Raw genomic sequence first — 21848 nt, forward strand, 5'->3', positions numbered from 1 at the left:
TGTAGTGTCTTTTTTATATGCAGGTAAATTGCTCGATGTTTAGCAGATATTTCCGTTTTCGCAAGGCGGCGAGAAACCCTGCCAAGGAACGAATGGCAGAGCAGATAACGCAGTGAGAAAAAACAAAAAAAATGGCCAGTATCGCTACCGGCCATGGTGTGAATCTCTTTTCCTGCCCCTGGCAGCCTAAGGGCTTACCAGACGTAGGTCAGCATGCTATTTGGGGCGGCGGTATTGAAGTCGATAGACATCATTACGCTTAGCGACGTGATAGCAATGATTGAGAAAACAAAAAGCTTTCTCGCCCAAATACTGTCGTTTTCCGCTTTATAGCCTTTAAGGGCCATACCCAGCCACCACACGCTGACTGCGGCGGCGACGATCAGGTATTTATAACCCGCATAACCGCTGAGGGTCAGCATCAGGGTGGCAATCATAAACGCCAGGATATAGACGGTAATATGATGTTTGGCAACCGCCACCCCTTTCACCACCGGCAGAACCGGAATATTTGCTGCCTGATAATCTTTAAAGCGGAAGATGGCAATCGCATAGGAGTGCGGCATCTGCCACAGGCTGAAGATCGATAACAGGATCAACGCGCCGGTATCGAACTGGCCGCTGACGGCGCAGTATCCGATAACCGGCGGCGCTGCGCCGGATAAGCTACCAATCAGTGTGCCGTAGACGGAGTTGCGCTTCATATACAGGCTATAAACCCCGACATAAACCACAAAGCCCATTACCGCTAACCACATAGACAGCGGGTTAGCGCCAAAGTACAGCAACACAAAGCCCAAAATACCCAGGATAGTCGCGTAAACCAGGGTGGTTTTCGGCGTTATAAGTCCTTTTACCAGAACTCGGTTCTTCGTTCTTTCCATTACCTTGTCGATGTCACGGTCAATGTAGTTGTTAAATACACAGCCCGAGGCGACAACCAAGGAGACGCCAACAAAAGCAGCGAGAAAGAGAGGGAAATCGATGCTTCCTTTGGAAGCAAGGAGGAATCCCCCGACGACAGAAATTAAATTACCGAAAATAATTCCTGGTTTAGTTACTTGCAGGTATTTCTTAATCATCACATGCAGCTCGGCTTTTAACTGACCATCATATTGACGTTGAGGTTATACATAATCCACAGGGAGCCAACAACGACGATAAAGATAATCACAACGGTGAACAGGAAGGCCACCAGGTTCCAGCGATCTTCTGACGATGTATTCATATGCAGGAAGAACACCAGATGCACCACAATCTGGATCACTGCCGACGCGACGACTGTTCCCACGATTAATGAGTGTGATGCGCTATCGCTCATTACCATTGCAAATGGGATAACCGTCAGGATAACCGACAGAACGAAGCCAATCATGTATGACTTCAGGCTACCGTGGCTTGCGCCGCCGTGGGAGGTTGCTGAATGGCTCATGACAGGACTCCCATCAGATAAACTACGGTGAATACACAAATCCAGACCACATCAAGGAAGTGCCAGAACAGACTCAGACACATCAGACGGGTTTGGTTGACGCTGGTCAGACCGCGACGGCTTACCTGGACGATCATCACCAGGATCCAGATCAGACCGCAGGTTACGTGCAGACCGTGGGTGGCAACCAGCGCAAAGAAGCCAGACAGGAAGCCACTACGTTGCGGACCAAAACCTTCGGCAATCAGGTGATGGAACTCATAGAGTTCCATGCCGATAAAGCCGAGACCAAACAGGAAGGTCAGGAACAGCCAGCCTTTAACAGCCGCGGTGTTGCCTTTGTTCATGCCCAGCATAGCGAAGCCGTAAGTAATACTACTTAACAGCAGGCAGAAGGTTTCTACCAGAACGAATGGCAGTTCAAAAATATCTTTACCAGAAGGACCGCCAGCGGTCCCATGTACCAGTACTGCGTAAGTTGCAAACAGACTTGCAAAGAGTACGCAGTCACTCATCAGGTAAATCCAGAAGCCAAAGACTTTGGTCTCACCCGCATCGTGGTGCCCATGCTCTGCATGGGCCGCGCTATGGTTAGTCAGAGAATCAGTTGACATGTTTCACGCCCGCTTTGCTGATTTGTTCATAATGTTGGTTTTCAATACGCTCAACTTCTTCTACCGAGACGTAATAATCAACATCCTCATCGAAGCTTTTCCAGATCCAGGAGATGGCAATACCCAGTAAGCCGACAATCACCAGCCACCAGATGTCCCAGATGGCCGCGAAACCTGCCGCCAGCGTAAACATACAGATAATAAAACCTGCGCCGCTGTTTTTAGGCATATGGATGGTTTCATATTTGGCGGGTTTCTTGTATGCCGTGCCTTTCTCTTTCATGTCCCAGAACTCATCACGGTCGTGAATGTGCGGCACGATGGCGAAGTTATAGAACGGAGGTGGAGAAGAGGTAGACCATTCCAGAGTACGTGCACCCCATGGGTCACCGGTCAGATCGCGATTTTGTTCACGGTCACGGATGCTGACAAAGATCATGATGAACTGGCAGAGGATACCGCAGGCAATCAGCGCGGCACCACAGGCAGCCACCACCAGCAAGGTGTGGAACTGTGGATCAATGTTTTGGCTCAGACGACGGGTCATACCCATAAAGCCCAGAGCGTACAGCGGCATAAAGGCAACGAAGAAGCCGATGATCCAGAACCAGAAACCACGGATACCCCATTTTTCGTTCAGCGTGAAGCCGAAAGATTTAGGGAACCAGTAGGTCAGGCCGGCAAAGCAACCAAAGACCACGCCGCCGATGATGACGTTATGGAAGTGGGCAATCAGGAACAGACTGTTGTGCAGCACAAAGTCGGCGCCAGGCACTGCCAACAGCACACCGGTCATACCGCCCACCGAGAAGGTGACGATAAAGCCAATGGTCCACAGCATTGCCGCGTTCAGCGTGATACGACCCTGATACATGGTGAACAGCCAGTTGAAGATTTTTACCCCGGTCGGGATAGAAATAATCATCGTCATAATACCGAAGAAGGCATTGACGTTGGCACCTGAACCCATGGTAAAGAAGTGGTGCAGCCAAACCACGAACGCCAGGATGGTGATGGCAATGGTTGCCCATACCAGCGAGGTGTAACCAAACAGGCGTTTTTTCGAGAAGGTGGCGGTAACTTCAGAGAACACACCAAACACTGGCAGAACAAGGATATACACTTCCGGATGGCCCCAGGCCCAAATCAGGTTGATGTACATCATCATGTTGCCGCCCATATCATTGGTAAAGAAATGGGTGCCCAGGTAGCGGTCAAGCGTCAGCAGTGCAATGGTCACGGTCAGGATCGGGAACGAAATAATGATCAGAACGTTGGTGCACAGTGCAGCCCAGGTAAATACCGGCATTTTCATCAGCGGCATACCAGGCGCACGCATCTTCATGATGGTGGCAAAGAAGTTAACACCGGTCAGCAAGGTCCCGATACCGGATATTTGCAGACTCCATATCCAGTAATCGACCCCCACGCCCGGGCTGTATAACTTACCTGACAACGGCGGATAGGCTAACCAACCGGTCTGTGCAAACTCACCAATCCCCAGAGAGATATTGATCAGCACCACAGCAATAGCGGTAAACCAGAAGCTAATGTTGTTCAGGAAAGGGAAGGCAACGTCACGTGCACCAATCTGTAGCGGTACTACCACGTTCATCAGACCAATAACGAACGGCATTGCCATGAAGAAAATCATGATCACGCCGTGCGCGGTAAAGATTTGGTCGTAGTGATGAGGTGGCAGGAAGCCAGGGCTGCCGGCTGACGCCATAACCTGTTGGCTACGCATCATAATGGCATCGGCAAAGCCGCGGATCAGCATCACCATCGCCAGGATGATGTACATGATGCCCAGTTTTTTATGATCGACGGAGGTTATCCACTCAGACCACAGATACTTCCATTTACCGAAATAAGTAATTGCCGCCACCACGGCGATACCGCCGAGGATAATTGCGGCAACAGTCACCATGACGATTGGTACGTCGAATGGAATGTCACTTAGCGTTAGTTTTCCGAACATCTTTTATTCCCCGGCTCCGGCAGTGTGAGACTTATCACCCATATCCATGCCTTTCATGTCTGTGCCGGCTGGCATAGGCATAGTCTGGCCACCTGGCATTTTCATGTCATGCGAATATTGGCCAATGATTTCTTTAAACATATCCGGCTGCACGGTAGAGAAGTATTCGACTGGGTTGTCGATACTGTCGGCGGCCAGTTTTTTGAAATCATCCATTGTCGCTAATTGATTTGGCGCTTGCTTGACCTTGGCAACCCACGAATCAAAATCGGCACGAGTCGGTGTCGCAATGGTATTGAACTTCATACCGGAGAAGCCGCGACCACTGTAGCTTGCCGAGATGCCTTTATAGGTACCGGCTTCATTTGCAATCAAATGCAACTGAGTCTGCATACCCGCCATCGCGTAAATCTGTCCACCTAACTGCGGGATAAAGAACGAGTTCATTACCGAGTTGGACGTCACTTTGAACTGAACCGGTACATCTTTAGGGATAACCAATTCGTTAACCGTGGCAATACCTTGTTCCGGATAGATAAACAACCATTTCCAGTCCAGGGAGACCACTTCAACGGTCATCGGTTTTTCATTGCTGACGATAGGTTTGAACGGGTCAAGCGCATGGGTGGTTTTCCAGGTTATCGTTGCCAGGATGGCAATAATGATAATTGGAATCGTCCAGACGACGGCTTCAACTTTGTTGGAGTGTGACCAATTAGGACTGTACTTGGCGTTTGTATTAGAAGCGCGATACTTCCATGCAAAAGCAAAGGCCATAATGATTACTGGTATAACAACGATCAACATTAATCCGATCGCCGTCAGAATCAGCGTTCTTTGCTCAAGTCCAATTGCTCCCTTGGGATCCATCAGTGCCGTATTGCAGCCACTTAACATTACAGTGGATGCAAATATAGACAACATCCCAATACTTTTATTGTATTTCTTAAGTCTCATCTAACGACCTCAATAACAGGGCTCTATTGTCGCTTCATGTGTGCGGGCATTTTACGGGAAGGTTGCAGTACTGTAAACACGCTTCAGGTAGTGTAAACGTGTGTCTAACACTTTATGTTAACGAAGTCACAAATGTTACGGTAAGTGACAATTTCCTTGTGGCAACAGTATGTTGCGTCACACTGTGACACTATCTGGAACAAAAACAAGGTATAGCACCAGTATGGATTTTGAGTGCCTTTGTTTAATGTTCATCATAGGTATTAATTATGTAAACAAAATGTTGTGTTGTAGTGAAAATTAAATTAAAAAAAAGATGAAAAAAAATTGCATTTAAGACGATAGGGTAGCCGGAAATAATATTATATTTGTGTTACGGAATATCTAAAATTAACGTGATTTATTCAAATCATTAACCTGATTACAACGGTATGGTTTCAGAATAAACATCATTGTGCACCTGAAAAATGGGCGAAAATCGGAGCAAAGTCGCAACGATTAAATCCAGTGTAGCCGAGATTTTTATCATAGCCAGAAAGTACTTAGATTCGTTGCTGGCGACGTAAAGCCAGAAAATCCAGCATACTGCCAAGGACAATGCCTGTCAGGCAAAATATACTGCCCAATTGCACAATTTTTGTTGCCATTGCTGACCACGGAGTCCAGTTAAGACCGTCGCTGATCAGCATCAGCAGCCAGCAGGCGACCAGGACGCTCCCCGCAAGAAGCAGACGCAGCGCCCAACGATAGGCCCTGGCAAAGTAGATGCGCGGTAAAAAGTTTTCGCTCTCCTGGGTATGCAGCAGGGTTTGGCGACATAGCCCCAGCAGCACTAAACCGGGTAGCGAAGCAATAATAGAAAACAGATAGAACAGCGGCCAGCCATTGGCGGCAACGAACCAGCCGGCTATTGGGCCAACGTAGACGCGCCCAACGGCGGACAGCGCGGAGAGCAGGGCAAACTGCGTGGCGGAAAAGGATTTATTGCATAGCGCCATTAATAAGGCAACAAACGCCGCTGTCCCCATGCCGCCACACAGGTTTTCAACGAAAATCGCCGCGCCCATCGAGTAAAGATGTTTGTCGGTGATCGCCAGGATCCAATAACCGGCGTTGGACACCCCCTGTAAAATACCAAACAGCATCAGAGCGCGAAACAGACTCAGTCGCTGCATCAACACCCCACCCAGCAGGGCGCCGACGATGGTGGCCAGCAGGCCCAGCGTTTTATTCACCAGACCCACTTCGCCAGCATCAAAACCGACACCGCGGATCAGAAAAGTGGTACTCAGACTACCGGCAAAGGCATCACCCAGTTTATACATCACGATCAACAGCAAAATCAGCCAGGCATTATTGCGACCAAAAAAGTCTTTCAGCGGGGCGACGATGGCGATCTCGATACTGGCAGGTGCCGGTCGATCCACCTCCGGTTCCGGCGCAAACAGGGTAGCGGCGACGCCGATCAGCATCAGCAGTGCCATTAACCAATAGGTATGTTGCCAGCCAAGAAAACGATCGGCCAGCCAGAGCGCCAGACCACCGGAAACCAGCATCGCCAGCCGATAACCCAGTACCGACACCGCCGCACCGTTGCCGCGTTCTTGCGCGCTAAGCAAATCGGTTTTATAGGCGTCAAAAACAATATCCTGCGAGGCAGAAGCAAAAGCGATCAATACCGCCAGCGCCGCCAGCCAAAACAGATCTTTGGCCGGGTCCATATAGCCCATGGCGAAAATGGCTACCACTAGCAGCAGTTGCGTAATGATTAACCAACCCCGGCGGCGGCCAAAAAACGAGGGGGTATAGCGGTCCATCATTGGCGACCAGAGGAATTTAAAGACATAAGCCTGGCCAACCAGCGAAAAGATACCAATGGTTTTGAGATCGAGATTTTCCACCGTCATCCAGGCTTGCAGGGTGCCGGAAGTCAGAGCCAGCGGTAAACCCGAGGCAAAACCGAGCAACAGCAGGATCGCCGTATTCCGTTGGGTGAAAATTTTCAGGTATTGTTTCAGCATTGCATCCGTGTTCCAGCAGGCCATTGAAAGAAGAGCGCAAAGGCATGATAAAGGATAAACAGGGATAATAAAGGAAGGATTGGTCGGGAAGGGCCAGTGAACGACAGGAAACTGCCCGGCGAGACCGGGCAGTGTCGAGATCTTAACGCGCGTTGGCTTTTACAAAGTCGCTAACGCTGGTGTCCTGAGCCATATCGGAAATCACATCACCCAGTGCAGTGTTAATCACGTTGGTGATTTTGGCGTCGGTCGCGGTAAAGGCGCCCTGAACGTTATAGCTTGAGCGGTAATTTTTAACCTGCTTGTTGCCATTTTTTGCGGTGGCGATAATGGAGATATCGGCTTTGGTGGTTATGTTGTAACGCAGATTACCTTCTTGCACATCGGCAAACAGGTTATTGACCACGATTTGCAGGTCAACGGTACCCTGTGGACCGACCATATAACCGCGTGCGGTCATCTGTTTTTCCAGCGCTTCTTGCAGCAGGAAACGCATATCGCGTGAAGGCGTCAGCGTGATCAACTGACCATCGCGGTTAACCTTGGCCAGCGCTTTGTCCTGACGCACATCCGCACCATTAATACTGATAGTGACGCCCATCAGCGTTGGATCCTGGGTCGGCAAGGCAATTTTTGGTGAAATGTTCAGGGTGTTGCTGCTGGTAGCGCAACCTGCAAGCATAAATAATGCCAGCACAGGGAAAAGAATTTTCTTCAATAAGGTCATTTTTTCAATTTTCCATCTTTTCAAAGTAAAGAGTTGGCGTGTTTTCTGTGTAAAATTGTCGACATCATAGCATTGCGCATGTTTAGCGTGCCACGGTATTGGACCGCGGAAATGATGATTTTATCTGCAGCAGGCAAAAAAAGCGTTATTTGACCTATTATCCTGTTTTTCAAACCCCCTTCACTGTCATTTTTTGGGTTACAATTGTGTTAATGGATTGCAGATGGCCCGTTTACTGACCCGAAACGGTGCCAGCGAAACCATTACCTGGCTGGCTTGTAGCATTTTTGGATGTCTTGGCTGGATTTTGTTCGTACAGGCAATAATTTCTTTCTGCGACGAAAGAATAAACCAAAAAACAGCCTATTATTTAAGATAAGACGGCGAAATAGTTGGGCGCAGTTCTCTGCAAGAGTGTTTTTAAGGAGATGGCTATGATTCGCGAACAAATAGAAGCAAAGTTAGCTGCAGCTTTTGAACCTGCGCACCTGGGGGTCACCGATGAGAGTTATCGCCATAATGTGCCGGCCGGTTCGGAGAGTCATTTTAAAGTGGTAATGGTGAGCGATAAATTTGTCGGTGAACGTTTTCTTTCTCGTCATCGTGCCATTTATGCCGTGCTGTCCGAAGAACTGGCTGGCAGTGTCCATGCCCTGGCGCTACACACCTACACCTCGAAAGAGTGGGAAGGGTTGCAGGATACCATTCCGGCTTCCCCTCCTTGCCGTGGTGCGGGTACGTTAGCCTGAAATGCGCCATTTCAGGCAAAATTGTCACTAAAACTCTATTAATCGGCAGTATCTCTGGAACTTTGCCCCCGAGTTGCTGTATTAGTAGAGGCGAATTTCGAAACGGCCTGCGGGCCGTTTTTGTTTGATGATTTTATGCAAAATGATAAAGGCTGACGGCAAGGTAGTAACAGGCTTGGCAACGGGGTGTTTTTCGAGGGATTGACCTCGCAGGTGAGCGAGGACCATCGCGTACGGGCCATGAAGAATCAGGCTATGAGATAACCGTCCTCGACTCGCTGCCGTTGCGCCGCTATAATGTCGCGTCTTATTTTTCCGGAATGGTTTCGGGACTTTCTCGAACACTGAGCTTGGGTTCTGCTTGATGCGTCCCGGTTCGGGATTGACCGAGCACTGTGATTTTTTTGAGGTAACAAGATGCAAGTTTCTATTGAAACCACTCAAGGCCTTGGTCGCCGTATCGCTATTACTGTTCCTGCTGAAAGTATCGAAAAAGCAGTGAACAGCGAACTGGCCAAAGCGGCTAAAACTGTTCGTATCGATGGCTTCCGCAAGGGCAAAGTACCAAAGAACATCGTTGAACAACGCTACGGCGCCAATGTCCGTCAGGACGTGCTGGGCGATGTAATGCAACGCAGCTTCGTTGATGCCATCATCAAAGAAAAAATCAACCCAGCTGGCGCACCTAACTATATTCCTGGTGAATACAAGTTGGGTGAAGACTTCAACTTCTCCGTAGAATTTGAAGTTTATCCAGAAATTGAGTTGAAAGGTCTGGAAAGCATCGAAGTAGAAAAACCTGTTGTTGAAGTTAACGATGCCGACGTTGATACCATGCTGGAAACTCTGCGCAAGCAGCAGGCTGACTGGAAAGAAACCGACGCAGCTGTTAAAGCTGAAGATCGCGTAACTGTTGATTTCAGTGGTTCTATCGACGGTGAAGAATTTGAAGGCGGCAAAGCCTCTGATTTCGTACTGGCCATGGGCCAGGGCCGCATGATCCCAGGTTTTGAAGAAGGTCTGGTTGGTCATAAAGCTGGTGAAGAGTTCACCATCGACGTCAACTTCCCGGAAGATTACCACGCTGAAAACCTGAAAGGTAAATCAGCCAAGTTCGCCATCGTTCTGAAAAAAGTTGAAGAACGCGAGTTGCCAGAACTGACTGAAGAATTCATCAAACGTTTCGGCGTGGCTGATGGTTCTCTGGCAGGTCTGCGTGCTGAAGTCCGTAAAAATATGGACCGTGAGCTGAAAGGCGCAGTACGTAACCGCATCAAAACTCAGGCGATTGATGGTCTGGTTAATGCTAACGAAATCGACGTGCCAGCGGCACTGGTTGACGGCGAAGTTGACGTTCTGCGTCGCCAGGCAGCTCAGCGTTTTGGCGGCAACGAAAAACAAGCGCTGGAATTGCCACGTGAGTTATTCGAAGAGCAGGCTAAACGTCGTGTGGTTATCGGTTTGCTGCTGGGTGAAGTTATCAGCCAGAATGAACTGAAAGCCGATGAAGAACGCGTTAAAGCGCTGATCGAAGAGATGGCTTCTGCCTACGAAGATCCGCAGGAAGTGATCGAGTTCTACAGCAAAAATAAAGAAGTGCTGAGCAACATGCGTAACGTCGCGCTGGAAGAACAAGCCGTCGAAGCCCTGCTGTCAAAAGCCAAAGTGACTGAAAAAACCACGACCTTTACTGAACTGATGAACCAAAATACCCCGGCTTGAGATTAAGCGGACGGTATAACTGATTCTTTGAATCGGCGGTCAACAAGCCCGTAGTTTTCACTACGGGCTTTTTATTTTCTTATTTAAGCGTTTTTTGTTGGTTTTTTCGATCGCAAGTGCACTATATTTAGATGAGCTTGCACTATATTTATCAGCGTGATACCCAAAAAAAAGCCAGTGGGTACGCCAAATGAGCCATTTTCCTGCAAAATAAGAACAGGGGGATAAAAGAATTTCCCGACGACCTTGAAATATTACCTTCCTTCCCCAATTGTTTAGGGTATGCACCTAATTTGCTTTCAGCACGCAGCCAGCCAGCTTGTTTGCATTCTGAAAGAAGCAGGGTAGACAAGGGAATTTTGCTGTTAGCTTCTGACTGATAACAACCGTCAGCCGTGTATGTAGCGACTTGGCCGCTTGAGCATAGTCATCATTGCTTATCTCAAGTAGAATCGGAGTCAACTCGCGCTAAAGAGAATTCTATTAGGAGACGGTTATGTCATACAGTGGTGAAAGAGAACAATTTGCGCCGAACATGGCCCTGGTACCGATGGTTGTAGAGCAGACTTCACGCGGTGAACGCTCTTATGACATTTTTTCTCGCCTGTTGAAAGAACGCATCATCTTCCTGACCGGTCAGGTTGAAGATCATATGGCGAACCTGATTGTGGCCCAGATGTTATTCCTCGAAGCCGAAAACCCGGAAAAAGATATCTACCTTTATATTAATTCACCAGGCGGCGTGATCACCTCGGGGATGTCGATTTATGACACCATGCAGTTTATCAAGCCTGATGTCAGCACTATCTGTATGGGACAGGCCTGCTCAATGGGTTCATTCCTGCTGACTGCCGGGGCCAAGGGCAAGCGTTACTGTCTGCCTAACTCGCGGGTGATGATTCACCAGCCGCTGGGTGGTTTCCAGGGACAAGCGACGGATATCGATATTCACGCCAGAGAAATTCTGAAAGTGAAACATCGTATGAACACCTTGATGGCGCACCATACCGGCAAGTCCCTTGAAGAAATACAGCATGACACTGAGCGAGATCGTTTCCTGTCGGCGCAAGAGGCTGTAGAGTATGGCTTAGTCGATAAAGTCATGACACATCGCGGCGAGCTCTGATTGACTGAATCTATGGCGCGATGGTCTATAATTAAGCTCATACGGACGTTTGTCAGTTGCTGGGTTGTTATGCTTGCCCGTTAAGTCGGGCCAGTAACTGAAACTGAATAATGTGATCCTTGCCCTTGCCCTTGCCACCAACCGGTGAAGGGCAATATGAGTGATATGTTCAATAGGCATCAGCCATGCGTCAATTTGAGTGCCATGTCTGTTGTGTTAAATGGTCGTACCGCCGTGTGTTGTCTGCGGGACAGATATTAAAGAAGAGGTTTACTGATGACAGATAAGCGCAAAGACGGTTCAGGAAAGCTGCTGTACTGCTCTTTTTGCGGCAAAAGCCAGCATGAAGTGCGTAAGCTGATTGCCGGGCCGTCAGTGTATATCTGCGATGAATGTGTCGATTTATGTAATGACATTATTCGCGAAGAGATTAAAGAAGTTGCACCGCATCGCGAACGCAGCGCGTTGCCGACACCACACGAAATTCGTGAACACCTTGATGACTATGTTATCGGCCAGGAACCGGCGAAAAAAGTTCTGGCAGTAGCGGTTTATAACCACTACAAGCGGTTGCGTAACGGCGATGTCAGCAATGGTATTGAGCTGGGCAAGAGCAATATTTTGCTGATCGGGCCAACCGGTAGCGGTAAAACGCTGCTGGCAGAAACACTGGCGCGCTTCCTGGATGTACCCTTCACTATGGCAGATGCTACCACGCTGACCGAAGCGGGTTACGTGGGTGAAGATGTCGAAAACATCATTCAGAAACTGCTGCAAAAATGCGACTATGATGTGCAGAAAGCGCAGCGCGGTATTGTCTATATCGATGAAATTGACAAGATTTCTCGTAAATCTGACAATCCGTCCATTACCCGCGATGTCTCGGGTGAAGGCGTACAGCAGGCCTTGCTGAAACTGATCGAAGGTACCATTGCCGCTGTTCCTCCACAGGGCGGACGCAAACATCCACAGCAGGAATTCTTGCAGGTTGATACCTCAAAAATTCTGTTTATCTGCGGTGGGGCATTTGCAGGCCTGGACAAAGTGATTGGACAACGTCTGAACACCAGCACCGGTATTGGCTTTGGTGCCGTGGTAAAAGGCAAGTCAGAGAAAGCAACTGAAGGTCAATTGCTGGCCCAGGCTGAACCTGAGGATTTGATCAAATTTGGTCTGATCCCTGAGTTTATCGGTCGTCTGCCAGTGGTTGCAACGCTGAGCGAACTGAGTGAAGACGCGCTGATCCAAATCCTGAAAGAGCCAAAAAATGCGCTGACCAAGCAGTATCAGGCATTGTTTAATCTGGAAGGTGTCGAGCTCGAATTCCGTGAGGAAGCACTGGTGGCCATCGCCAAAAAAGCAATGGACCGCAAGACCGGTGCTCGTGGCCTGCGCTCGATTGTAGAAGCTGCTTTGTTGGATACGATGTACGATCTGCCATCCCTGGACAGTGTAGACAAAGTCGTGGTTGACGAGTCTGTGATTGCGGGGCAATCAGAACCGCTGATGATTTATGGCAAACCTGAGGCTCAACAAGCTTCTGGTGAATAATTAGCCAATTGAACCAGCCGGTTAGTTGATAAATGGGGGATTTTTTCCCCCATTTTTTTTTCCTCGCATTCTTGTCGTTGAATGTCGGATATTCATCCCCATATACTCAGTTAACTACTTGCTGAAACCCGCTGACTCGTGTTTCACGAGGTTTCCTTAACCTGGCGGAAGCTAAACTAAGAGAGAGCTCTATGAACCCTGAGCGTTCCGAACGCATAGATATCCCCGTATTGCCGCTGCGCGATGTGGTGGTTTATCCGCATATGGTGATCCCGTTGTTCGTTGGCCGGGAAAAATCGATTCGTTGTCTTGAAGCGGCAATGGATAATGATAAAAAAATCATGCTTGTCGCGCAGAAAGAAGCATCGACCGATGAACCGGGGATCAACGATCTGTTCTCGGTAGGTACTGTCGCGTCCATTTTGCAAATGCTGAAACTGCCAGATGGCACCGTAAAGGTACTGGTAGAAGGTTTGCAGCGCGCGCGGATCACCACCCTGTCCGACAGTGGCGAGCATTTTGCTGCCGAAGCCGAATACCTTGAATCGCCAGCGGTAGATGAGCGCGAGCAGGAAGTTCTGGTTCGTACGGCAATTAATCAGTTTGAAGGCTATATCAAACTGAATAAAAAAATTCCTCCAGAAGTCCTGACCTCACTGAACAGCATTGAAGATGCTGCCCGTCTGGCGGATACCATTGCGGCGCATATGCCACTGAAACTGGCTGACAAACAGTCGGTTCTGGAAATGTTCGATATCACCGAACGTCTGGAATATTTGATGGCGATGATGGAATCGGAAATCGACCTGTTACAGGTTGAGAAACGTATCCGTAATCGGGTCAAAAAACAGATGGAAAAAAGCCAGCGTGAGTACTATCTGAATGAGCAAATGAAGGCCATTCAGAAAGAGTTGGGTGAGATGGACGATGCCCCTGACGAACACGAAGCGCTAAAACGCAAAATCGAAGCGGCAAAAATGCCAAAAGATGCGCGTGAAAAAACCGAAGCTGAACTGCAAAAGCTGAAAATGATGTCGCCGATGTCCGCCGAAGCTACCGTTGTTCGTGGTTATATCGACTGGATGCTTCAGGTGCCATGGAACGCGCGCAGTAAAGTGAAAAAAGATCTGCGTAAGGCACAGGAAGTCCTGGATACCGATCACTTTGGTCTGGAACGGGTGAAAGATCGCATCCTCGAGTATCTTGCAGTGCAAACACGCGTCAGCAAGATCAAAGGACCTATCCTCTGCCTGGTTGGGCCTCCTGGGGTGGGTAAAACCTCCCTCGGGCAGTCGATTGCTCGTGCTACCGGTCGTGAATACGTCCGTATGGCGCTGGGTGGTGTGCGTGATGAAGCGGAAATTCGCGGCCATCGTCGTACCTATATTGGTTCTATGCCTGGCAAATTAATCCAGAAGATGGCCAAAGTTGGCGTCAAGAACCCGCTGTTCCTGCTCGACGAGATCGACAAAATGTCGTCGGATATGCGTGGCGATCCGGCGTCTGCTTTACTGGAAGTGCTGGACCCTGAACAAAACGTCGCCTTTAACGACCATTATCTGGAAGTTGATTACGATTTGTCTGACGTTATGTTTGTGGCGACCTCCAACTCCATGAACATCCCGGCACCGCTGCTGGACCGTATGGAAGTGATCCGTCTTTCCGGTTATACCGAAGACGAAAAACTCAATATTGCGTTGCAGCACCTGTTACCGAAACAAATAGAACGCAATGCGCTGAAGAAAAATGAGCTGACCGTTGAAGACAGCGCCATTATCGGCATCATTCGTTTCTATACGCGTGAGGCCGGGGTACGTAACCTGGAACGTGAGATCTCCAAGTTGTGCCGTAAAGCGGTGAAACAATTGCTGATGGATAAGACCCTTAAGCACATCGTGATTAATGGTGACAACCTGAAAGACTTCCTCGGCGTGCAGAAAGTGGATTATGGGCGCGCTGACACCGAAAACCGCGTCGGCCAGGTCACTGGCCTGGCGTGGACAGAAGTGGGCGGCGAGCTGCTGACCATTGAAACGGCCTGCGTACCGGGTAAAGGTAAGCTGACCTACACCGGTTCTCTGGGTGAAGTGATGCAGGAATCTATCCAGGCGGCGTTGACCGTGGTTCGCGCCCGTGCCGACAAGCTGGGCATCAACCCTGATTTCTACGAAAAACGTGATATTCACGTCCACGTACCTGAAGGGGCGACGCCAAAAGATGGTCCAAGTGCCGGTATTGCCATGTGTACCGCGCTGGTTTCCTGCCTGACAGGGAATCCGGTGCGTGCCAATGTAGCGATGACTGGCGAGATCACTTTACGTGGTCTGGTGTTGCCGATTGGCGGTTTGAAAGAAAAACTGCTGGCCGCGCACCGTGGTGGCATCAAAGTAGTACTGATCCCTGATGACAACAAGCGTGATCTGGAAGAGATCCCGGACAACATTCTTGCTGATTTAGAGATCCACCCGGTGAAGCGCATCGACGATGTCTTGAACCTCGCGTTGCAGAATCCAGCCTTTGGCGCACTGCCGGTTGCGGCAAAATAGTGACCTAAGGCATAAAGTGTAAGTAAAACTCATGCTGGCAAGTGAATTCCCACTTGCCAGCATTTTTTTGTGCCGTTAAGTTAGATCCCTGTCAGGAGAGGTGCAACGGGCTCTGGGTAGCTTGCATACCCCTGACAAGCTTGATATAACAGCTGCGCTGTCATTCCGTAGGGAAAGTTTCGGCATGACGATAGAATTTTAAAGGGGATGAAAACGTGAACAAGTCACAACTGATCGACAAAATTGCAGCCGGTGCGGACATTTCTAAAGCGGCCGCTGGACGTGTGCTGGACGCCGTGCTTGCATCGGTAACAGACTCTCTGAAAGCCGGAGAAGATGTTGCACTGGTTGGATTCGGCACCTTTGCAGTTCGTGAGCGTTCAGCTCGCACTGGCCGTAACCCGCAGACCGGTAAAGAAATCAGTATTCCGGCAGCGAAAGTACCTGGCTTCCGTGCGGGTAAATCGTTGAAAGATGCGGTAAACGGATAATTACTTTATCTGTAATAAACAATAACCTGACGTCACAGGGTTGGTAAGGTAAGATAAGGCGCATCGACGAGATGCGCTTTTTTTACTTTAGCCTGACGGCCAGAGTGCAAAGAAAGTGGATCATGCGGTTTGATAATGGACGCAAAACGTTAATTTTTTCGACGTTGCCTGTTGGCAGTGATTCTTTTGAACACCCATCAAAACAAAGTGTCAGTGTAAACATGCAGTTTATGTGCAGCACCCTGAAGGGTGTCACAGGGAGCGTGGGTCCTAACCCGCAGCCCAAGTTTTAAACCCAAAATACAGCGGAGTGTTGCTTCACTATGATGGACAACTTACGCGCGGCAGCTAATCACGTCGCGCTCAAAATTATTCTTGGTCTGATCGTTTTATCTTTTGTTTTGACCGGTGTAGGCAATTACTTAATCGGCGGGTCAAATGACTACGCTGCCAAAGTAAACGGTCAGGAAATCAGCCGTGGACAACTGGAAGAAGCGGTACAAAGTCAGCGCAGCCGTTTACAGCAACAGCTTGGCGATCAGTTTGCGGCCCTGGCCGGTAGCGAAGGCTATATGCAACAGCTGCGTCAGCAATCGCTGGGTAATCTGATCGACGTCACCTTGCTTGAACAATATTCTAAAAAATTGGGCGTCACGGTCAGCGATCAGCAAATCAAAGATGCCATTCTGGCTACTCCACAGTTTCAGACCAATAATCAGTTTGATAACGCCAAATACCTGCAAACCATTCAAGGCATGGGCTATACCGCTGACAATTTTGCGCAGTTGATGAAGCGTCAACTGATCAGCCAGCAACTGGCGCAGGCCTACGGTGAGTCAGATTTTGTTCTGCCTGCCGAAACCAAAGCCATGTCTGAGCTGCTGCTGCAAGAGCGCGAAGTGCATACTGCGACTTTTGATACCGCTGCACTGGCTGCCAAACAGCAGGCCAGTGACAGCGAAGTACAGGCGTTTTATGACCAACATAAAAATGGTTTTATTGCCCCTGAACAACTCAAAGTCAGCTATATCGAGATGGATGCTACTGCCATGCTGAACAAAACGCCGGTGAATGACGCCGACGTCAGTGCTTATTACGACCAGCATAAAAACGAGTTTGGCCAGCCTGAACGTCGCCGTTATAGCGTGATTGTGACCAAAGATCAGGCCAGCGCCCAGGCGATAGCCGATCAACTTAAAAAGGGTGGTGATTTTGCCCAACTGGCAAAAGCCAAGTCTATCGATAGCCTCAGCGGTAAGAAGGGCGGCGATTTGGGCTGGATGGAACCTGAAACCACCTTGCCTGAATTCAAGAACGCCAACCTGACCAGCAAAGGCCAGACGTCGGACGTGATCAAGTCAGACAGCGGCTTCTTTATCCTGCGTTTGAATGACATTATGCCTGAACAGGTGAAACCGCTGGCAGCGGTGCGCAGCAGCATTGTTGACAAGCTCAAGCAAGAGAAAGCGCTGGATGCCTACTACGCGTTGCAACAAAAAGTGAGTGATGCTGCCAGCAATGACAACGAATCACTGGCTTCTGCAGAGCAGGTAGCGGGTATCAAAGCATCCCATACCGATTGGTTCACCGAGCAGAATATTCCTGCTGCCATCAACTTCAAACCGGTAGTGCAGGCATTGTTTGACGGTTCGCTGATTGGCCACGATGGCGCACCAAGCAGTAACTCGGACGTTATTACCGTTGACGGTGACCGTGCCTTTGTACTGCGTGTTAACGAACATAAACCGGCGGGAATTAAACCTTTTGCCGAAGTTAAAGCGCAAGTCACCGAATTGGTAAAACGTCAGAAAGCCGAAGATCAGGCCCGTGTCGATGCACAAAAACTGCTGACGGCGCTGCAAGCAGGCAAAGGCGATGATGCCTTGAAAGCCGCAGGTCTGATTTTTGGTGATGTGCAAAAAGTACAGCGCAGCGCTCGTCCTTCGGATTTTGAGCAAAACGTTTATGCCCTGCCACAGCCAACGGCGGATAAACCAAGCTACGGTGTGTCGCAAGATGCCAAAGGCAACTCGGTAGTGATTAAACTGACCGCGGTCAATCAGGGTAAATTGCCTGAAGCCGAAGCGGCGCAGTTTAACCAGGAACTGCAACAGACCTCGTCAAATAATACCTTTGACGCTCTGCTTGGCAACCTGCGTCAGCAGGCAAAAATCAAGTTTGGTAACGCCGCACAGAATCAGTAAAAGTGCGAGGTTTCACCAGAATTTGTTGTTACTACCTGCAATAACCAAAGGCCGCTTTCGCGGCCTTTTCCATTTCTGATTTCTGCTATTTGTGCCGACAAGGCAACTGCGGCACGCTATCCATGCTGTCAACAACATGGAGGATACAGCATGCGTAAAATAGCAATGACCACTCTGCTTCTGGCTTTGGGCATGGGCGTTGTGCCACTGAGCACCCAGGCTGCAAACGAAAAAAACCTAAAACCGCCTGTTGCCGTCGCAGGAGAGAAAGCGGCTGCCGAGGATAAAAAGGCGGGCAAAGTCTCGGCTAAAACCACGGAAGCCAGCGCGACAGAAGAAGAGAAGGTTAGCCTCAATCACGCCAGCGCCGAGGAGCTCTCAAGAGTACTGAGCGGTGTCGGACTTAAAAAAGGGCAAACCATTGTCGAGTATCGCAGCGAGATGGGGCCGTTTACCCAGATAGAACAACTGCAAGAAGTACCGGGTATTGGACCCTCTTTATTTCAACGGAATCAATCCCGTTTGAAATTGTGACCGCGATCGCGGCGATGATGCGCAAAATATTGTCGCTGCGGTCTTCTGCTACCCTAAAAGAAGTCGGACCAGTTGTGGCGTCGCGCGATAACGAATTGGTCTGCAGCCCATAACAATATCTCTTTACCTCAGTGCTGGCGAGATGCGGCAGAGTACCGTGCTCGGTGGCTATCAGGAGCGGCCTTATCACCATGCAAACATTTATTAAAGTTCGCGGTTTTCATATTGATGTTTACCAACACGTCAATAACGCCCGTTATCTCGAGTTCCTCGAAACGGCGCGCTGGGAGTGGCTCGACGATTCGCCGGGCTTCCAGTGGATGCTGAAAAAAAATATCGCCTTTATTCTGGTCAACATTAATATCAATTATCGCAAGCCGGCGGTATTGGGCGATGTGCTGCAAATAGACAGTCAGCTTGAGCAGCTCAACGACAAAAGCGGGGTGCTGCGCCAGATCATTACCTGTGCCGGCGAGCCGGTGGTGGATGCGCTGTTGACCTTTGTCTGTATCGATCTGGCTACGCAAAAGGCGCTGCCCTTGCAAGGGGAGCTAAGAGAAAAGCTGCGGGAATTAGAGCAGGGCAGTGACTAACGGCGCGGGGGAGTAAATATTTCGGCAAGTCGGGATTGCGGCTCGTTGAGAGAGCCGCAATCAATCTGCCAAGCCAATTAAGCGAGGGCTGTTTTTTTCTTCAGACTGGCTTTAACGGCATCAGGCGCTTGCTGATACTCCTGCAAGCCTTTGGCCCGCAGATGGCAGGCGGCACATTCGCCACAGCCGTCGCCGGCAATGCCGTTGTAGCAGGTGAGGGTATGGTTGCGGATCAGCGGCAGCTTGCCGTAATAATCCGCTAGCGCCCAGGTTTCTGCCTTATTGAGCCACATCAATGGCGTTTCAAAGCGAATATCGCGGGCAATACCCAGCGATACCGCATGATGCAGGGCTTTGACAAACTCGTCCCGGCAGTCCGGGTAACCGGAAAAATCGGTTTCACAGACGCCGGTGATCACCGCTTCGGCCTGGATCTGATAGGCATAAATCGCCGCCAGGGTTAAAAACAGAATATTGCGTCCCGGAACAAAAGTACTGGGCAACTCATTCTCTGCGCCTTCGCCAAACTGTGGCACGGGAATATTATCGCGGGTCAGGCTGCTGACTGCCAATTCGTTGAGCAGTCCGACATCCAGCACTTTATGCGCCTTGGCTCCAAGCTCAACCGACAATTTTTGCGCAATGTCGATCTCGGCACGATGGCGTTGGCCATAGTCAAAAGTGATGCAATGTACTTCATCATACTTTGTCAGCGCCTGTACCAGGCAGGTGGTTGAATCCTGCCCTCCACTGAAGACCACAACGGCTCTTTTCATCATCAATACCTTATTATTCCGTTACAGGCTGGTGCTTGAGCAGCAGCGTGAGAAGCCATTATGTTACTGACGTTTTGCATGGGTTAATAGTAAAAATCCGCCAATGCCTAAGCGATACCCATCGGCGGCGGCAACCAGGCCTGACAAAAGTCAAACCAGCCCCAGGCGGTAAGCTCGACGCCATTCACCCCCGGAGGCGCGCTAACCTGATATTGATAGTTAAACAGCGGGGTGATACTGCCTTGCTGCATTAATTGCTGAAAATGCTCCCGCAGGTGATCTTCTCGCTGTGTGGCGCAGGGCTGTTGCTGGATCGCCAGCAGGCGGCACTGTTGTTCTTGCAGATCGTTCTTGTCAAGGATCTCCGTCCACAGCGGATCCTGACGTAGCCAGTTTTCCAGGGTGGCTACCGGTGCTTCGCCAATCAGCCGATCGCCCAGCAGCAAATCTACGCTGGCGAGATGTTCGCCGTTGTCCCAAAGCCGTCCAGGATGATACTGCGTTGTCAACTGACATCCCTCGGTGGCAAACAGCGCTTGCAGCGCCTCGGCAATCCATTCCAGCTCAACCGGCGGATGAAACAATAACGCCAGCTGCGCCGGTAGCCTGACTTGATCCTGCTGCGATGTCTGACGTGCGGGCAGCGGCCAACCGGGAAGGATCTCCCGGCTGCGTTTTACCAGCGAAGGATCAATCGGCAGGTTGTCGAGCAGGCCAGAGTCCTGGATCAAGGCGATAATTTTTTGTGCCTGCGCCACGCTGAGATGGCGATTTTTAAGGTTAATTGCCAGGTAGCAGAAACCCAGGCTGGTACGGCGTTTCACCGGACTGAGGCGGGCTAGTTCACTGCTTTCACCAGGGAAGATGCTTACCGGATGCTGGCAACTAACCTTTGGCTCGCCAGCAAAAAGCTGGGCGGAGATCCACAATTCAATGGCTGACAGATAAGGATGCTGCAAATGGTAGTAAGGGTGCTGTTCCAGCCTGACTAACTCGGGGGCAAAATGCGCCAGTTTAAAAGGTCCGGCACCGAGGGTCGGATCGTCCGGATGAAACAGCAGGCAACTCAGATCCGCCAGGCGATGGGCCAACCAATAATCGGCGGTATCTAGCCTGAATTGCAGGCATAGGGCATAAGGTTGCGAGATTTCGACAACGTTGGCCAGGCTGTGTTGGCCCCGGGGCGTATGGCGAAGGCGCGCAAATAGCTGACAGAGTTGTTCCACCAACAGCGGTTCACCGTTATGCCAGTAAAGCTGGCTGCGCAGAAAAAATTGCCAGACGCTTCCCTGCTCGAGGATTTGCCAGTGGTGGGCAAGATCGGGCTGTGGGGTGGCAACGCCGGTGATATAGCGCGTCAGACCGGCATGCAGACTATGGGCGAGATGCTGTTCTGCCCGGCCGCTCAGGGTTTGCGGATCGAGGTTCTGTAACGGGCGATAGAAGGGAATACGCAAGGTTGGCGCATCGGCTTGCCATTGGCCGCCAAGATGCGGGGCAAACAGGGCGTTAAGATGCCGTGGATCGAGCTGACTTAGTTGCAGTGCCGCCGAATGATCGCCTTCGTTTAACAATTTTTGCAGGCAGGAGCTGCGCAGATCCTCCGGCGTCTTCAGGCAGGTAATCTGTGCCCGTTTGCCCCTGCCGGCCTGAGCGCGCCAGTCAATCCAACCCGCTTGTTGCCACTGGGACAGCAGGGTGCGGGTATGACGTTCACTACAGAAAAAAATAGCCGCCAGCTCGGCGACGGTTGTTGACTGCAAAGTTGGACCGACATGTTGATACAAACGCTGGTATTGGTTAAGACGATGAAGCAGACGCATA

Annotated in this window: 18 protein-coding genes; 9 read left to right on the forward strand and 9 right to left on the reverse strand. The window is 50.1% G+C overall.

Features of this window, described 5'->3' with window-relative positions; translation table 11 throughout:
* Positions 1-194: 194 nt before the first annotated feature.
* From cyoE to GW590_RS04425, 7 genes are all read right to left on the reverse strand, one after another.
* Complete coding sequence (gene cyoE / locus GW590_RS04395) at positions 195-1082, reverse strand: heme o synthase (protein ID WP_169401808.1); 888 nt, start codon at positions 1080-1082, stop codon at positions 195-197.
* Between the two features lie 17 nt (positions 1083-1099).
* Positions 1100-1432, reverse strand: a complete 333-nt coding sequence (locus GW590_RS04400; protein WP_169401809.1) for a cytochrome o ubiquinol oxidase subunit IV — start codon at positions 1430-1432, stop codon at positions 1100-1102.
* The gene (locus GW590_RS04405) at positions 1429-2046 is read right to left on the reverse strand and encodes a cytochrome o ubiquinol oxidase subunit III (RefSeq protein WP_169401810.1); all 618 of its coding nucleotides are present in this window, start codon (positions 2044-2046) and stop codon (positions 1429-1431) included. The genes GW590_RS04400 and GW590_RS04405 overlap by 4 nt, the downstream gene beginning before the upstream one ends.
* Complete coding sequence (gene cyoB / locus GW590_RS04410) at positions 2036-4027, reverse strand: cytochrome o ubiquinol oxidase subunit I (RefSeq protein ID WP_169401811.1); 1992 nt, start codon at positions 4025-4027, stop codon at positions 2036-2038. Before cyoB ends, GW590_RS04405 begins: the two co-directional genes overlap by 11 nt.
* A 3-nt stretch (positions 4028-4030) precedes the next feature.
* Entirely contained in the window at positions 4031-4984 is a 954-nt protein-coding gene (gene cyoA / locus GW590_RS04415) for a cytochrome o ubiquinol oxidase subunit II (RefSeq protein WP_169401812.1), read from the reverse strand.
* A gap of 542 nt (positions 4985-5526) precedes the next feature.
* A complete protein-coding gene (ampG, locus tag GW590_RS04420; RefSeq protein ID WP_169401813.1) occupies positions 5527-7005 on the reverse strand; it encodes a muropeptide MFS transporter AmpG in 1479 nt (492 codons plus the stop codon).
* A 142-nt stretch (positions 7006-7147) separates the two neighbouring features.
* Positions 7148-7732, reverse strand: coding sequence for a lipoprotein (locus GW590_RS04425; RefSeq protein WP_169401814.1), 585 nt, complete (start codon positions 7730-7732; stop codon positions 7148-7150).
* 434 nt (positions 7733-8166) lie between these two features.
* On the opposite strand from GW590_RS04425, the gene bolA reads away from it, so the two are divergent.
* From bolA to GW590_RS04470, 9 genes are all read left to right on the forward strand, one after another.
* On the forward strand, positions 8167-8481 hold the full coding sequence (gene bolA / locus GW590_RS04430; RefSeq protein WP_169401815.1) for a transcriptional regulator BolA: 315 nt from the start codon (positions 8167-8169) through the stop codon (positions 8479-8481).
* 417 nt (positions 8482-8898) lie between these two features.
* Positions 8899-10203: a trigger factor gene (gene tig, locus GW590_RS04435; protein WP_169401816.1), complete on the forward strand. Its 1305-nt coding sequence runs from the start codon at positions 8899-8901 to the stop codon at positions 10201-10203.
* A gap of 496 nt (positions 10204-10699) precedes the next feature.
* Entirely contained in the window at positions 10700-11329 is a 630-nt protein-coding gene (gene clpP / locus GW590_RS04440) for an ATP-dependent Clp endopeptidase proteolytic subunit ClpP (protein ID WP_169401817.1), read from the forward strand.
* A gap of 276 nt (positions 11330-11605) precedes the next feature.
* Complete coding sequence (gene clpX, locus GW590_RS04445) at positions 11606-12880, forward strand: ATP-dependent protease ATP-binding subunit ClpX (RefSeq protein ID WP_169401818.1); 1275 nt, start codon at positions 11606-11608, stop codon at positions 12878-12880.
* Between the two features lie 191 nt (positions 12881-13071).
* Positions 13072-15426, forward strand: a complete 2355-nt coding sequence (gene lon, locus GW590_RS04450) for an endopeptidase La (RefSeq protein WP_169401819.1) — start codon at positions 13072-13074, stop codon at positions 15424-15426.
* 215 nt (positions 15427-15641) lie between these two features.
* Positions 15642-15917, forward strand: coding sequence for a nucleoid-associated protein HU-beta (gene hupB / locus GW590_RS04455; RefSeq protein ID WP_169401820.1), 276 nt, complete (start codon positions 15642-15644; stop codon positions 15915-15917).
* A gap of 323 nt (positions 15918-16240) precedes the next feature.
* On the forward strand, positions 16241-18121 hold the full coding sequence (gene ppiD, locus GW590_RS04460) for a peptidylprolyl isomerase (protein WP_169401821.1): 1881 nt from the start codon (positions 16241-16243) through the stop codon (positions 18119-18121).
* 150 nt (positions 18122-18271) lie between these two features.
* Positions 18272-18655, forward strand: coding sequence for a ComEA family DNA-binding protein (locus GW590_RS04465; RefSeq protein ID WP_169401822.1), 384 nt, complete (start codon positions 18272-18274; stop codon positions 18653-18655).
* Between the two features lie 191 nt (positions 18656-18846).
* Positions 18847-19248, forward strand: coding sequence for a YbgC/FadM family acyl-CoA thioesterase (locus GW590_RS04470; RefSeq protein WP_169401823.1), 402 nt, complete (start codon positions 18847-18849; stop codon positions 19246-19248).
* A 77-nt stretch (positions 19249-19325) separates the two neighbouring features.
* On the opposite strand, the gene queC is transcribed toward GW590_RS04470, so the two are convergent.
* Positions 19326-20024 (reverse strand): 7-cyano-7-deazaguanine synthase QueC, encoded by a 699-nt coding sequence (queC, locus tag GW590_RS04475; RefSeq protein ID WP_169401824.1) that lies wholly within the window; start codon positions 20022-20024, stop codon positions 19326-19328.
* Positions 20025-20131: 107 nt separating this feature from the next.
* The gene (locus GW590_RS04480) at positions 20132-21847 is read right to left on the reverse strand and encodes an SgrR family transcriptional regulator (protein WP_169401825.1); all 1716 of its coding nucleotides are present in this window, start codon (positions 21845-21847) and stop codon (positions 20132-20134) included.
* Position 21848 lies beyond the last annotated feature (1 nt).

Origin of the sequence: Rouxiella aceris (assembly GCF_012933545.1) — a bacterium.
GTDB lineage: Bacteria > Pseudomonadota > Gammaproteobacteria > Enterobacterales > Enterobacteriaceae > Rouxiella > Rouxiella aceris.

What these genes read in the sequence shown, in the direction of transcription:
- GW590_RS04400 (WP_169401809.1), bottom strand. Translation starts at nt 1,432, where the DNA reads ATGAGCCATTCAGCAACCTCCCACGGCGGCGCAAGCCACGGTAGCCTG.
- tig (WP_169401816.1), top strand. Translation starts at nt 8,899, where the DNA reads ATGCAAGTTTCTATTGAAACCACTCAAGGCCTTGGTCGCCGTATCGCT.
- bolA (WP_169401815.1), top strand. Translation starts at nt 8,167, where the DNA reads ATGATTCGCGAACAAATAGAAGCAAAGTTAGCTGCAGCTTTTGAACCT.
- GW590_RS04405 (WP_169401810.1), bottom strand. Translation starts at nt 2,046, where the DNA reads ATGTCAACTGATTCTCTGACTAACCATAGCGCGGCCCATGCAGAGCAT.
- lon (WP_169401819.1), top strand. Translation starts at nt 13,072, where the DNA reads ATGAACCCTGAGCGTTCCGAACGCATAGATATCCCCGTATTGCCGCTG.
- clpP (WP_169401817.1), top strand. Translation starts at nt 10,700, where the DNA reads ATGTCATACAGTGGTGAAAGAGAACAATTTGCGCCGAACATGGCCCTG.
- queC (WP_169401824.1), bottom strand. Translation starts at nt 20,024, where the DNA reads ATGAAAAGAGCCGTTGTGGTCTTCAGTGGAGGGCAGGATTCAACCACC.
- cyoB (WP_169401811.1), bottom strand. Translation starts at nt 4,027, where the DNA reads ATGTTCGGAAAACTAACGCTAAGTGACATTCCATTCGACGTACCAATC.
- GW590_RS04470 (WP_169401823.1), top strand. Translation starts at nt 18,847, where the DNA reads ATGCAAACATTTATTAAAGTTCGCGGTTTTCATATTGATGTTTACCAA.
- ampG (WP_169401813.1), bottom strand. Translation starts at nt 7,005, where the DNA reads ATGCTGAAACAATACCTGAAAATTTTCACCCAACGGAATACGGCGATC.
- clpX (WP_169401818.1), top strand. Translation starts at nt 11,606, where the DNA reads ATGACAGATAAGCGCAAAGACGGTTCAGGAAAGCTGCTGTACTGCTCT.
- GW590_RS04480 (WP_169401825.1), bottom strand. Translation starts at nt 21,847, where the DNA reads ATGCGTCTGCTTCATCGTCTTAACCAATACCAGCGTTTGTATCAACAT.
- GW590_RS04425 (WP_169401814.1), bottom strand. Translation starts at nt 7,732, where the DNA reads ATGACCTTATTGAAGAAAATTCTTTTCCCTGTGCTGGCATTATTTATG.
- cyoE (WP_169401808.1), bottom strand. Translation starts at nt 1,082, where the DNA reads ATGATTAAGAAATACCTGCAAGTAACTAAACCAGGAATTATTTTCGGT.
- cyoA (WP_169401812.1), bottom strand. Translation starts at nt 4,984, where the DNA reads ATGAGACTTAAGAAATACAATAAAAGTATTGGGATGTTGTCTATATTT.
- GW590_RS04465 (WP_169401822.1), top strand. Translation starts at nt 18,272, where the DNA reads ATGCGTAAAATAGCAATGACCACTCTGCTTCTGGCTTTGGGCATGGGC.
- ppiD (WP_169401821.1), top strand. Translation starts at nt 16,241, where the DNA reads ATGATGGACAACTTACGCGCGGCAGCTAATCACGTCGCGCTCAAAATT.